Below are 12,536 nucleotides of genomic sequence, written 5' to 3' on the forward strand. Positions count from 1 at the left end.
GCGCCAGCTTGTCTCTTTACCGGTTGTAACTATCGGTTGTTATAACCGCAATGTCCAGAAACCGCAAGAGGAGACGAGAATCCCATGAAGCCCATGACCCGCCGCAAGCTGCTGAAGGGCGCAGGCATCGCCGCCGGCGTCATTGCTGTCGCGGGCGTCGGGGGCGCCTTTGCCCTCCGCCGCGTGATGGCGCCCGACACCACGCCCGGCCCGGGCGAGGAGGGGCAGACCGTCGCCCTTGCCCAGGGTCAGCTCAAGGGCACCGTCCACGAGGGCGTCCATCGCTTCCTCGGCATCCCTTACGCCCAGGCGCACGAGCGCTTTGTGCCGGCCGACCCCTCCCCCGCCTGGGACGGCGTCCGCGATGCCAGTGCCTACGGCCCCATGTCCCCGCAAGGCTCCATGCTGGGCTTCTCCGCCGGCAGCCAGTCCGGGACAGACAACGACTGCCAGAACCTCAACGTCTGGACCCCCGGGCTTGACGACGCTGCCCGCCCCGTCATGGTATGGCTTCACGGCGGCGGCTTCTCCACCGGCACCGCCAACGACTCCAGCTACGACGGCGAGGCGCTCTCGGGCGCCGGCGACGTCGTGGTCGTCTCGGTCAACCATCGCCTGAACGTCTTTGGCCACCTTGACCTCTCCGCCTATGGCGAGAAGTACGCCCGCTCCGCAAACATCGGCATGGACGACATCGTGCTCGCGCTGCGCTGGGTCGGCGAGAACATCCGCGCCTTTGGCGGCGACCCGGCAAACGTGACCGTCTTTGGCCAGTCGGGCGGCGGCGCCAAGGTGCTGGCGCTCATGAGCATCCCCGAGGCCCGGGGCCTCTTCCAGCGCGGCATTGTGGAAAGCGGCGCCACCCAGACCGTGGGCGAGGCCTTCACCTCGCGCGAGGCGAGCGCGCGCCTCACGCAGAACCTGCTCGCCGAGCTCCAGATCTCCGAGGACGACGTCGAGCAGCTCCAGTCCGTCGACGTGTCAAAGCTGCAATCGGCCAGCACCAGCGCCCTGCAGAAGACGGCCGACGAGTTCCAGATTCCGGCCCCGCTCTCCAGCGGGTACCAGATGGAGTGGGAGCCCGTCGTTGACGGCGACTTCCTGCCAAGCGGTCCCGTGACCGAGGACGGCTTTGCCGAGGCCGGCCGCGAGGTGCCCCTGCTCATCGGCAGCAACCTCAACGAATGGACCGTCTCTCCCCTCGGCGGCTCGTTCGTCACGGAAACAGACGAGCTCAAGGCAGCCGTGGCCGAGGCGTACCCCAACGTGGAGAGCCTCACCGCGGACCACGTGGACACGCTCATCCGCCCGTGCATCCTGAGGATCGCCGCCCACAAGGCCAGCCGGCCCGAGGCGCCGGTCTTTGCCTACGTGATGACAAACGGCACGTCGTCCCACGGGGCGGAGATTCCCTTCGTCTTCCGCCACTCGGACAACGCGCAGATGAGCGGCCTCATGAGCGAGGCGTGGGTCAGCTTTGCACGTGGCGGTGCGCCCGCCGCAGACGGCCTGCCCGAGTGGGAGCCCTACACGCACGAGGGCGGGGCGACCATGCTGCTGGACACCGCAAGCACGCTCGCGTACCACCACGACGAGAAGCTCCTCGAGCTTCTCGGCGCCAACCTCAGCTATTAGCAGCCATAAGAGAAAGCGAGAAGAACATGGCCTTTGATTCCAACGACATGATGTATGTCACCCTTTCCAACGGCGTGAAGATGCCGCAGCTGGGCTACGGCGTGTACCAGGTGGGCGCCGAGGAATGCGAGCGCTGCGTGACGGACGCCCTTGAGGTGGGCTACCGCCACATCGACACCGCACAGTCCTACTTCAATGAGGAGCAAGTCGGAGCCGCCATCGCCGCCTCCGGCGTGGACCGCGACGACGTCTTTCTGACCACCAAGGTCTGGCTCGAGCACTACGGCGAGGGCGCCACGCGTGCCTCCGTGGAGGATTCGCTGCGCAAGCTTCAGACCGAGTACATCGACCTTGTGCTGCTCCACCAGCCCTTCGGCGACGCCTTTGGCGCCTGGCGCGACCTCGTGCGCCTCTACGAGGAGGGCAAGGTGCGCGCCATCGGCATCTCCAACTTCTACGTGGACCGCATGGTGGAGTTCTGCGAGTTCAACGAGGTCAAGCCCATGGTCAACCAGATGGAGCGCCACCCGCTGAACCAAAACACCGAGCTTATGGAGTGGGAGAAGAAGTACGGCGTGGTTCCCGAGGCCTGGGCGCCCTTCGGCGAGGGTCGCGGCGGCCTCTTTGAGAACGAGGTGCTGGCCCAGATAGGCGCCGCCCACGGCAAGTCGACCGCGCAGGTGATGCTACGCTGGAACCTCCAGCGCGGCGTCGTGGTGATCCCCAAGTCCGTGCATCGCGAGCGCATGGAGCAGAACCTCGACGTCTTTGACTTCTCGCTGAGCGACGAGGAGATGGCACAGATTGCCCTTCTCGACACCGAGACCTCGAGCTTCTTCAGCCACGCCGACCCCAAGATGATCCAGTGGTTTGCGCAGATCGTCGAGGAGCGCAAGACCAACCACGACCACCGCAAGGACAAGAAGAACTGGTAGGAGGCTTGTATGACTAACTTTACGCGACGTGACGTTCTGAAGATGGCCGGCATCATCTCCGCTGGGCTCGCGCTTGGCGGGTGCTCGGCGGGCGGCTCGAACGGCGGCTCGAGCACAGGCGAGAGCAGCGCCTCATCGGCCGGCACGACAAGCGGCTCCTCCGAGAGCACCAGCAGCACTGCCGACAACTCGGCCAGCGGCGCCACCGCCGGCAGCAAGGTCCTCGTGGCCTACTACTCCGCGCAGGGCCACACCAAGCGCGTGGCCGAGATCGCGGCCGCAGAGCTCGGCGCCGACCTCTTTGAGATCGTGCCCGAGGAGGTCTACACCGACGCCGACCTCACCTGGAGCAACTCGGACAGCCGCGTCTCGCGCGAGCACGACGACGAGAGCCTGCGCGATGTGCCACTGGCTCAGACGACCCCGGACAACTGGGCCGACTACGACACGGTGCTTCTCGGCTACCCCATCTGGTGGGCCATCGCGGCATGGCCGACCAACCACTTTGCAAGCGACAACGACTTCGCTGGCAAGAAGGTCATCCCCTTCTGCACCTCCGCATCCTCGGGTCTGGGCCAGAGCGGCCAGCTGCTGGCCGACGCCGCCGGCACCGGAGACTGGCAGAGCGGCCAGCGCTTCTCGTCCGGCGCCTCCGATGACGAGGTCCGCAGCTGGGCGAAGTCCATCTGAAAGGCGGCGGCCGAGGCCGAGGTCACGCGAGGCACGCAGGTCTACCAGGGGTTTGTTCTGAACAACGTCCTGCACACGGCCGATGAGGGAGACGTCCACTTCAACCTCTACGTGCCCGACGGCTATGACGGCTCGGGCAGCGTCGCGCTCTTTGTGACGCTGCCCGGCTACCAGGGCCTCTACTTCCAGGGTGTGGGCGCGAACGTGCGGACCGAGGACTTCGGCTTTGAGGCGCAGGCTTACGACACGCAGATGATCGTGCTTGCTCCCCAGCTCTCCGACTGGGGAGAGACCTCGGCACGCCAGACCATCGCGCTTGTTGAGTGGATGCTTCGCGCCTATGCTATTGACCGGCAGCGCGTTTACCTTGAGGGGTACTCAGGCGGCGGAGAGACGCTTTCGCTTGTTATGGGCATGAGGCCGCAGCTCTTTTGTCGGGCGCTCTTTTGCGCCTCAAGGTGGGACGGTGAGCTGAACGTGCTGGCGGACGCGCGCGTGCCGGTCTACCTCGTCGTCGGCGAATCGGACGAGTACTACGGCTCGGAGCCGGCCACGAGCGCCGCCCACGAACTCGAGGAGATCTATCGCTCAAAAGGCCTTGACGAAGCCGAGGTCGCAAACCTTGTTGCACTCGACGTCAAGCCTGCCAGCTACTTCGAGGCAGGTGGGGTGAGCAACCAACACGGGCACGGCGGCGCGCTCTTCTGCCGCGACCCCCAGATCATGGGATGGCTCTTTGAGGACTAGTCAGAATCGGGCGCTGCAAAGGCGTCGCAGCAAACACCTGGTAGATATGGCAATGTGTCTCATCCTGCCGCTGCTCATGTGCTATGCGCTCGCAGGAGAGCTCTTGCACGAGCACGCAGGGATGCTTACCGGTTGCCTCTTTGCGATCCACCTGTGGCTCAATCGTGGATGGATCCGGGCGATTGCGAGGGGCAGGTATCGGGCGCGCCGCACGGTGCTGACCGCCGTTGTTGTTGCCCTTGCCTCAAGCATGGTCATCACGATGGTCACCGGCGTCCTTTCCTCGCGATACCTCTTCCCCGCCCTGTCGGCCCAACTCGGCTCGCCCGTGATTGAGGTTGCGCACATGAGCGCCGCGCACTGGGCGTTCTTGCTTGCGAGCGCGCACGCGGGTCTCAACCTTGCCGGTCTGATGACGCGAGTCGTCCGAAGGTCCGGCAAGGTTCGCAGCCGCGCGCTTCTCGTCGTCGGAGCAGCGTGGGCAGCATACGGTACCTGGGCGTTCTTCTCGCGCGGAGTGCCTCGATACCTGCTTGCGCAGAACCACTTTGCCATCATCGACTTTGCCGAGCCCGCGTGGCACTGCATGCTCGACTACTGCTCGATCATGGTTGCCGTTGCCGTCCTGGCGGCCTTTGCGGCTCGGACGACCCGTCCCAAGCCCCGTGCGAAGCGCCCGTCAGACACAAATAACGCCTAGTCCCGCTTGAGCCAGAAGTCGCACTTGGTTCCGCCGGTGCCCAGTGTCTCCTCGCGCGCAAAGCGAATGCCGTCGAGGTGAGCGTAGGCGTACAGGTCGTTGTCGCAGAAGATGTGCGTAAGCTCGGGGCAGCCCTCGGCGGTGCAATAAGTGGCATACGGGCAGGCCGTCATATCCATCCTGTACTCCGAGGCGGTTGCGGTGTGGACCGTGTTGGCAAAACCCGCCTCGGGCCCGAACCCGCTCTTGCAGCCCGCGGCAAAGGCCTTGAAGAAGAGCGTCTTGCCCAGCGGAAGGCGAACGACCTTCTGGAACGTCGCGCCCGTCTGCTTTGCGGTTACGGCCTCACCCTGCTCCATTATCTTCATGGCCACGTCGGGGTGGGCGGCCATGAGCGCCCTATAGACGGCGATGTGCGAGAAGATCAGGTCGGTGTGCTCTTCTTCCTTGGGCGTGAGCTGCGGATATTTGGCCAGAAGCTCGGCCAGGATGCCGCGTGCCTGGGCCCATGCGCGCTGCGTCTCCTCGGCGCCGATCGTTTGCACTGCCACGTCCTTGATGACGTTGATCTTCTTGCCGTTGTCAAAAATCTTTGCAAGCTTGTCCATGGGATAGGCTTTCTGCACGTTTTGATTACCGATGATGTCGGAAAAACCATAGCACCAGCAGCGCAATCTGCGTCTTCACGTCGTAGCGAGCTTTCTCGCAATTTCAAAAAGCAACCAACTAAAAGAAGCGTCAACAGCATGGGAACAGACTCAAGCTGCTATTGATTAACCCCGGAACCAGAGGATGCGGCCAGCAAGCAAAGAACCGCGCAGCCAAGCCATGGGCCGCGCGGTTCTATGAGAACGGGGTTTGGTAACGGGCGCCTAGAACTCGTAGGGCGGGTTGCCGGAGAAGTCGGCGATCACGCCGTGGGGATCCTCAAGGTAGAACACCTCGAAGATGGGGTTGGTGGCCTCGCCGTACTGGCTCTTTACGATGGGGTTCTGGATGCACATCTCCTTGGCGGCCATGTCGTTCTCAAACACTGCCTTGCCGTGCAGGCGGATCCAAGCGTAGTCGGGGCTGGAAACGGAGAGCTCAACCTCGGGGTTGGCCTGCATGTCCTTGTAGACGTCCTTGGTGCTGTTGGTGCAGAACCACAGCTTGCCGTCCAGCTCGCCCGAGAACATGAAGGGGCGGCACTTTGCCTTGCCGTCGGTGCCGACGGTGGCCAGATACTGCACGGGGTTGGCCTGCAAAAACTCAACTACCTTGTTCATCTTGTTACCTCCAACTGGTTTGGGTTTACGAAAGCGTTGCTTGCCTTTCGCATCTCCATACAACCGCGGTACCTTCTTTTAGTAAAGTAGGTACTAATAAGTTCTGTAGTTACCAAACGGGAACTATTTACGATTACCAGCAGGAAACCATTGCCCTTTAGCAAGCTTTTTGCTGCAGAGTGCACAGAATAAAGTTTTTGGAGGAATTGCGGTGACCAAGGCAACCCCGCAGGCAACCACGAAACCACAGCTCCCCGCGTGCCCGGTCGAGACCACCCTCACGCTTATCGGCGACAAGTGGAGGGTACTGATCCTGCGCGACCTGATGGAGGGAACCAAGCGCTTCGGCGAGCTGAGAAGGTCGGTGGGCAACGTCTCGCAAAAGGTGCTCACCGCGAAGCTGCGTGCCATGGAGGAGAGCGGCCTCGTTCACCGCGAGGTGTATGCCGAGGTGCCGCCGCGCGTCGAGTATTCGCTCACCGAGCTCGGACGAAGCCTCGCCCCCATCCTCAAGTCGCTGCGCGAATGGGGCGAGGACTACAAGAGGAAGTACGGCTCGCAGGGCGCGTCTGTTCGCGCTACCGCCGCTTCACGCAGCGCTGAATGACGGCAATGATGTGCTCGATGCTGTCCTCGCAGTCGCCGCGCAGCCACTCGTCGACGATCGCCATCAGGCCGCTGATGTGATAGCGCATCACGTAGGACTGGTCTGCCGCCGGGACCCCAAAGCGGTCAAGGATTGGGATGAAGACGTAGCGGGTCAAGTCGCGGTACGCGTCGACCATCTGCAGCGTGGCCGCGTGCTCGACCGTCGCCTTAAAGATGCGGCGATGCTCCTTGACGTAGGAGAGATACGTCGTCAGGTACTCCGGGGTGATCAGATAGAGCTCCTCGAGCGGGCGCTCGCCAATCCTTGCGATAAACGTCGCCGGGTCGGCGCCCATGTACTCCACGAACTGGGTAATGAGGTGCTCTGCGGTCTCGGCAAGAAGGTCGCCGACCGTCTCGTAGTGAAGATAAAACGTTGAACGGTTAACGCCGGCCTTCGCACAGATCTCCTTCACCGTGATGTAGGCGAAGTCCTTCTGCTCGATAAGCTCCAAAAACGCCTCGTCCATGCGGGCCGCCGTGGCAAAGTACTTGCTCTCAGACTTGTTCTTCGGCTTGTTCAACAGCCCCAGCCTCCTTTTCGCCCTTCTCGAGCGCACGCGCGTGCCTCAGCATGTACACGGCGATAAGAACCACAAACGCCCAGATAAAACCACCCGTCAGCGCGTTCATCAGCATCCGGTAGCCCTCGCCCTCCGTGGAGAACTGCGCGATCATCGCCGTCTGGAGACCGAGAATGGACATCAAAGCCGCAACGAAGTTCAGCGCCTTTGCCGCGGACAGGATCGGGCTTCCGAGCTTGCGATACTTCACTAGGTTGATGATCGAAGTGATCAACGTGTAGAAAGTGTACAGCGCCGAGGCGTAGATGACGTAGCCGGGGTAGGTGTAGCCCGAGTTCGTCAGCACCATCAGCACCATCATGCCGCCCATCGGCACGTTGAGCGGGAAAAGTGACCACGCGGTGCGACGATAGCAGCGCAGCTGGTCGACCTGCTCCCCGCGACGGTAGCTCACAACAAGATACAGGCGCATGACCCCCAGCACCAGGTAGTACACGGCCATGGAGATAAACCAGACCGATGTGTACCAGATGCCGAGGGCTACGCGGAAGACGACGTAGATGAAGTTGACAACCATACCCTGGTAGATGCTGACGTTTCCGCGAAAAGCCAGGTCAGTGACGTAGCGCCTAACGAGGGGCGTGTCCGCGACCCTCTTGATTAAGCCGTCGCGATCGGAGTCAGGCTTTGTGCGCCGCATGAACTAGTTCTCGCTGATCTCTTTGGCAAGCTCCATGATCTCGTAGGCGTACTTCTGCTTGCCCTGCTCGAGCATGCGCTTGTAAATGGGGTAGTTGACGCTCATGCCCACGATTCCGATGATGCCGATGACGATGCCCGCCACAAACGAGAAGGTGCTGCCGCTGCCGATCTGGCCCATGGCAAGGCACATGCCCACGCCCAGGACCAGCGCGGAAATCACGCCAAGGGTGTAGGTGAAGATCATGGCGGGACGCTTGGCACGCGCGTCGAGCTTGCGCAGCGCGACCACCTTGGAGGTGTCCTTGGGGGCGTACTCGTTGGCGAGCTGCTCGGCATAGATCTTGTCGGTGTTCATGGTGTTGCTCCTTCTTGTGATGGCTTGTGCCCGGCGGTTCCGGGCGCTCGGCCGTCTCTGCTTGACGGTTTCCATCTTGCCGAGAAGAAAGGGGCAATTGAACAACACGGATAGCGCTTCGTGTTGGGTTGGAACTATTTTCTTCTCGTCTTTGTTGCCGTGGCGTCAAAGCTCATGTCGAGAAGCGCAATGAGCTGGTCATCATCTACCGAACCATCGAGCGCAACCGTAACCCAGTTTGTCTTGCTCATGTGGTAGGCCGGAAAGAATCCGTCCTGATCGCGAAGGCAGATGACCAGCGCTGGGTCGCACTTGAGGTTCACTACATCGAGAATGCCGTCTCCGGGAAGGCCCAGCCGCGACCTCGGTACGTCCATGACCAGCGCAAACCACTTCTGGTTGTCTGCGTGACGATAGACGACGAACTCCGGAGACCCCATCCAAGGGCGATCGCCGCATACGCCATAGGTGGCAAGGATATACTCGGCCAGCTCTTTTCGGTTCATGTTCGCCTCCGTGGGCGGGAATTTGGCCCGCCAAAACTATCCCTTATTAATATTCAGAACGATAGTGTGTAGATAAAACCGAACTGGCCGAGCAGCAAGGCAAAATCGCTTCACGGCAACTGGGGTTTTATCGCGAAAAATCGGGCTCTACTTTGCCCATCCGGTTTTATCTACACACTATCGTCTTTTTTTATTTCAGCACCGCAAAGAGCCCTAAATTGCAAGCTCGATACTGCCAAGAAACGCAATAGAACCGCGCAGCCAAGTCTTAGCTGCGCAGTTCTCAAGGAAAGATCAGCGGCACTCCTCCAGCACGGCCCCGCCCCACTCCGAGATGATCCTCTTGGCCTCCTCAAACTCGGCGCGCGCCACGGCCTTCGTGAGGGCGGAGTAGTGCGGGTTGGACTCGAGCCGATACGCCGGCTCCATGCGGCCGCGCTGGCCGCGGACGAACACCCACCACATGCCGGCGGGCGTCTCCAGCAGGGAGCTCGCCGGCTTGTTGGCGCGAACGGCAAAGTAGTTTGCGGTCTGCTCGTCCTGGAAGGCAAGGACGAGCTGCGCGTCGCAGTTGCCGATGATCGAGTTTGCCGTCGCGGCGCCATAGCGCGCCTCAAGCTGGCTGACGGTCTGGCAGATGATCGTGCAGCTGATCTCGCGGCTGCGGATCACGGACAGCACGTCATCCATGTTCGGCAGGTAGAGGTTGGCAAAGTCGTCGAGCACAAAGCGCACGGGCACCGGCAGGCGATGGTCCGCGTAGTCGTTGTCGGCCATGTCGCACAGGGCGGAAAACGCCTGGCGCACGAACATGCTCGTAAGCCTGTCCAGACTCCGGTCCATGTCGTTCACGGTGACGAACAGGGCCTTCTTCTTGTATCCGAACGAGCGGAAATCCACCTGGTGCGGATTGCGGTAGGCACCCATGACCTCCGGGAAGCCAAACGGCATGAGGCTTGCCGCGATGATGCCCATGATGCTCGCGTGCATCTTCGTGGCGCCGCAGGTGACCATCGCGCGGCGATACACCCCGGGCGAGTAGGCCTCCGGGTTTTCCTCCTCAAGCTGCTGAAACATGGCTTCGACGCGACCGGCGCACGACTGCTCGAACACCCTGATCACCGACCCCATGTGCCACTCCTCGCTTGGCAGGGCCTCAAAAACGTAGGCGATAAAGGCGCTGAGGTAGTTGGCCGCGGCGCGAGGCCAGAACGGGTCGGACTCGTGGTCCTCGACCGGGCAGATTGCCGAGGCGATGGTGATGATGTCCTGGAACACCGGCCTGCCGTCGTCGTCAAAGCGCACATGGGCTATGGGGTTGTAGCCCACCGTGCCGCCAATGCGCGTGAAGTCGAGCTGGTCCACCTCGTAGCCGGCCTCGGCAAGGTAGGGGCCCACCTCGCGGTAGAGACTTCCCTTGCAGTCGATCACGATGTAGGAGCCCTGCGCCTGCATGAGGTTGGGCTTCACGTGGTGGCGGGTCTTTCCGCCGCCGGAGCAACCGAGGACCAGCACGTTGTTGTTCAGGCCGGTCTTCCAGGTGTCGGTCTCCAGCTCAGTCTTGGAGGTGAGCAGGGTCTTTCCCTGGTAGGCGCTCCGGTCGGCGGGCTTTGGCGAGAAGGGCTCGTCTGCCAGGACGTAGGTGGGCTCCTGGGTGGCTTCGAGTTCCTTGATAGGCATGGTATTTTCTCCTCTGGGATTTAGGGCGGTGGGCTAGAGCTCGCAGATGACGTGATCGGCCAGGTGCGCGGCGACGGCCTCGTCGGCCTCGAAGTAGGTGTCGCGGGCCGTGAGGTCAAACACCTGCTCGAGCGACATGCCGGTGTGCTCGGAGATGACCTGCGCCGTGACGTCACGGATGCGCATGAGGTCGTCGGCACGCGCCTTCACCGAAAGCGCGCTTCCGCCCACGCCGCCCGAGATGAGCGGGTCGTGAATCATGACGCGGCTGTGCGGCAGCATGTCGCGCGTGTCGCCGGCAACAAAGAGCAGCGCCGCCATGCTGGCAGCGAGTCCCAGGCAAACGGTGCGGACGGGGCAGCTGATGGCGCACATCACGTCGTAGAGGGCAAGGCCCGAGCTCACCTCGCCGCCGGGGCTATTGATGAACAGGGTGACGGGCGCCTGCGGGTCGGCCTTCTGCAGGTGTCGCATGCCGCGGATGATGTCTGCCACCGAGTCCGCGTCGACGGGCCCGCACAGCTCGAGCTCGCGGTCGGCGAGCATCTCGTCGCGGATGTCGATCTTCTCGAGGCCAAGGGAGGTCTCCCGCATGATGAGTGGCGAATAGGGGTAGGTGCTCATGAGCGTCCTTTCGTAAGTGGCGCCGCAGCGCCGGCGGAGTTACACGAGCGGGACCTCGCGGTAGCCTTGCGCCCAAATTTTGAGCGCAAAATGCTTGGCACCGCCGACGCCTTCTGCGCACAAATGCGCAGCTCAGGGCCAGTCCTGCTCAAATAATCTGCCTTAGTTAAGTTGTAAGAAAGGGGTGAGGCTTCATGTGACACGGCGCCGCGATAACGCGACTTGTAACCAAAGGCCGCCGATGCAGCCCCCATGCAAGCCCCTAAAATGGCGACCCCAAAATCGCCTAGCGGGTAAATGAGTTATACGTCCGGCGCAAAAACGCTGTCAAGAACTTTTTTCTAGAAAATTGGAACCGCCTTCGTGGGCGGGTGCCGTCTCGCTACCATGTGAGAGACGCTCGCCAGAACAGAACAACAGCGAGAACAGCTACGAGGAGCACCATGAGCAACCAGTTTTTTGACAGCCTTTACAACGGCTACACCGGCGAGTACCAGCTTATGGCCTCCCTGTACCGCCACGGGCTCGACGCCCTGCGCCCGCCGGCGGATATGGGCATCGACGTGGTGTCGCTCAACCTCAAGCAGCGGCTCGAGGACCCGACGGTTGCCGCGGAGACGTTTCTGTTCCAGGTAAAGACCGCCATGACCGAGGTCGGTGAGGTCGAGACCAATTCGGGAGCGATCAGGACCGTCTACTTCAAGCTGAGCGAGCGCGAGCTCGACCTTCTCGCACACGGGCACGACCGCGTGCTGTTCTGCTACGTATACAACACCAAGACCGACGCCCTTACGGACGTCCTCGAGACGCCGTTCATGTGCTTCTGGATTGATGGAGAGCGTCTCGCCGCCCTGCGGGAGGCCGGCGCTTTTACCAAGCGAGATGGCGAGACGAAGCTCGCCCTCTCGTGCCAGCTCAGAAAGCCCGCGCACGAATACGGCCACTGGTACGCCCTTGTCGTAGATGCCGACGGGAAGGCGCTTAAGCATGAAAGCGTTTCCCAGGTGGGCTACCTGGGAACCATCGGCGGGTACTACACCTCGTCGGACGAAGCCGACCACTACAGCGTGGGCGGCTACCTGGACTACGCCCGCAAAGGCTAGGCGCCGTGTCGCGCCTGCGTCATCGTCGGGATCGACGAACCGATCAAGCTTTCCACTCGTCGCGCAACAGGCTCATCACGACCATGTCCGCGTAGGCGCCTCTGGTGCTTCGCCGAGCGTGCGGCGGCGCACATTTTTGCGCCCTCCGGCCGCGACAAATGTACGCGCGCGCACTCGGGACGCAAACGCCTACGTCCCCTACGCAGGGCCGTGCCTGTTTGGCTTTAACGCGCAGCCCAACATCACCGTTATACTTTCTTGGCAGATGGCTGACATCTCTAATTTAACCAATCCACCAAGGAGGTTCCTTCGCATGAAGTACAACGGCTTCTATTTTTGGATGTTCAAGGGTTCCATGAAAAAGGTCCTGATTGAGAAATATGACAAAGCGTATGCGGATGAGATCATGAAAAAGAGCA

At 61.9% G+C, this 12,536-nt stretch carries 15 protein-coding genes; 7 read left to right on the forward strand and 8 right to left on the reverse strand.

What is annotated here, in order from left to right; all coding sequences use genetic code 11:
• The first annotated feature begins 84 nt into the window (after positions 1–84).
• The 5 genes from U5709_RS03875 to U5709_RS03895 all read left to right on the forward strand — a co-directional run bounded on the left by U5709_RS03875 (position 85) and on the right by U5709_RS03895 (position 4,707).
• Entirely contained in the window at positions 85–1,635 is a 1,551-nt protein-coding gene (locus U5709_RS03875) for a carboxylesterase/lipase family protein (RefSeq protein ID WP_321972828.1), read from the forward strand.
• Positions 1,636–1,661: 26 nt separating this feature from the next.
• Entirely contained in the window at positions 1,662–2,570 is a 909-nt protein-coding gene (locus U5709_RS03880; RefSeq protein WP_321972829.1) for an aldo/keto reductase, read from the forward strand.
• Positions 2,571–2,579: 9 nt separating this feature from the next.
• Positions 2,580–3,260, forward strand: a complete 681-nt coding sequence (locus U5709_RS03885) for a flavodoxin (protein ID WP_321972830.1) — start codon at positions 2,580–2,582, stop codon at positions 3,258–3,260.
• A 111-nt stretch (positions 3,261–3,371) separates the two neighbouring features.
• The gene (locus tag U5709_RS03890) at positions 3,372–4,007 is read left to right on the forward strand and encodes a prolyl oligopeptidase family serine peptidase (protein WP_321972831.1); all 636 of its coding nucleotides are present in this window, start codon (positions 3,372–3,374) and stop codon (positions 4,005–4,007) included.
• A gap of 46 nt (positions 4,008–4,053) precedes the next feature.
• Positions 4,054–4,707, forward strand: a complete 654-nt coding sequence (locus U5709_RS03895) for a DUF4405 domain-containing protein (RefSeq protein WP_321972832.1) — start codon at positions 4,054–4,056, stop codon at positions 4,705–4,707.
• Here the strand turns inward: U5709_RS03895 and U5709_RS03900 are convergent.
• On the reverse strand, positions 4,704–5,315 hold the full coding sequence (locus tag U5709_RS03900) for an L-2-amino-thiazoline-4-carboxylic acid hydrolase (RefSeq protein ID WP_321972833.1): 612 nt from the start codon (positions 5,313–5,315) through the stop codon (positions 4,704–4,706). The two genes, U5709_RS03895 and U5709_RS03900, sit on opposite strands and share 4 nt — an antisense overlap.
• A 264-nt stretch (positions 5,316–5,579) precedes the next feature.
• On the reverse strand, positions 5,580–5,975 hold the full coding sequence (locus tag U5709_RS03905; protein WP_321972834.1) for a pyridoxamine 5'-phosphate oxidase family protein: 396 nt from the start codon (positions 5,973–5,975) through the stop codon (positions 5,580–5,582).
• 211 nt (positions 5,976–6,186) lie between these two features.
• Between U5709_RS03905 and U5709_RS03910 the strand changes: the two genes are divergently transcribed.
• On the forward strand, positions 6,187–6,582 hold the full coding sequence (locus U5709_RS03910) for a helix-turn-helix domain-containing protein (protein ID WP_321972835.1): 396 nt from the start codon (positions 6,187–6,189) through the stop codon (positions 6,580–6,582).
• Here the strand turns inward: U5709_RS03910 and U5709_RS03915 are convergent.
• The 6 genes from U5709_RS03915 to U5709_RS03940 form a co-directional block, all read right to left on the reverse strand.
• Entirely contained in the window at positions 6,554–7,147 is a 594-nt protein-coding gene (locus U5709_RS03915) for a TetR/AcrR family transcriptional regulator (RefSeq protein WP_321972836.1), read from the reverse strand. The two genes, U5709_RS03910 and U5709_RS03915, sit on opposite strands and share 29 nt — an antisense overlap.
• Complete coding sequence (locus tag U5709_RS03920; RefSeq protein ID WP_321972837.1) at positions 7,122–7,847, reverse strand: hypothetical protein; 726 nt, start codon at positions 7,845–7,847, stop codon at positions 7,122–7,124. The genes U5709_RS03915 and U5709_RS03920 overlap by 26 nt, the downstream gene beginning before the upstream one ends.
• Positions 7,848–7,850: 3 nt before the next feature.
• Positions 7,851–8,204: a dihydropteridine reductase gene (locus U5709_RS03925; protein ID WP_321972838.1), complete on the reverse strand. Its 354-nt coding sequence runs from the start codon at positions 8,202–8,204 to the stop codon at positions 7,851–7,853.
• A gap of 134 nt (positions 8,205–8,338) precedes the next feature.
• Positions 8,339–8,710 carry an MmcQ/YjbR family DNA-binding protein gene (locus U5709_RS03930; protein WP_321972839.1) on the reverse strand — a complete coding sequence of 124 codons (372 nt, stop codon included), beginning with the start codon at positions 8,708–8,710 and terminating at the stop codon, positions 8,339–8,341.
• Between the two features lie 294 nt (positions 8,711–9,004).
• A complete protein-coding gene (locus U5709_RS03935; protein WP_321972840.1) occupies positions 9,005–10,390 on the reverse strand; it encodes a VirD4-like conjugal transfer protein, CD1115 family in 1,386 nt (461 codons plus the stop codon).
• A gap of 33 nt (positions 10,391–10,423) precedes the next feature.
• The gene (locus U5709_RS03940; protein WP_321972841.1) at positions 10,424–11,014 is read right to left on the reverse strand and encodes an ATP-dependent Clp protease proteolytic subunit; all 591 of its coding nucleotides are present in this window, start codon (positions 11,012–11,014) and stop codon (positions 10,424–10,426) included.
• A 443-nt stretch (positions 11,015–11,457) separates the two neighbouring features.
• Here U5709_RS03940 and U5709_RS03945 point away from each other — a divergent pair, with 443 nt between their 5' ends.
• On the forward strand, positions 11,458–12,117 hold the full coding sequence (locus U5709_RS03945; protein ID WP_321972842.1) for a hypothetical protein: 660 nt from the start codon (positions 11,458–11,460) through the stop codon (positions 12,115–12,117).
• The last annotated feature ends 419 nt before the right edge of the window (positions 12,118–12,536 follow it).

The organism is Paratractidigestivibacter sp. (assembly GCF_963660155.1).
GTDB lineage: Bacteria > Actinomycetota > Coriobacteriia > Coriobacteriales > Atopobiaceae > Paratractidigestivibacter.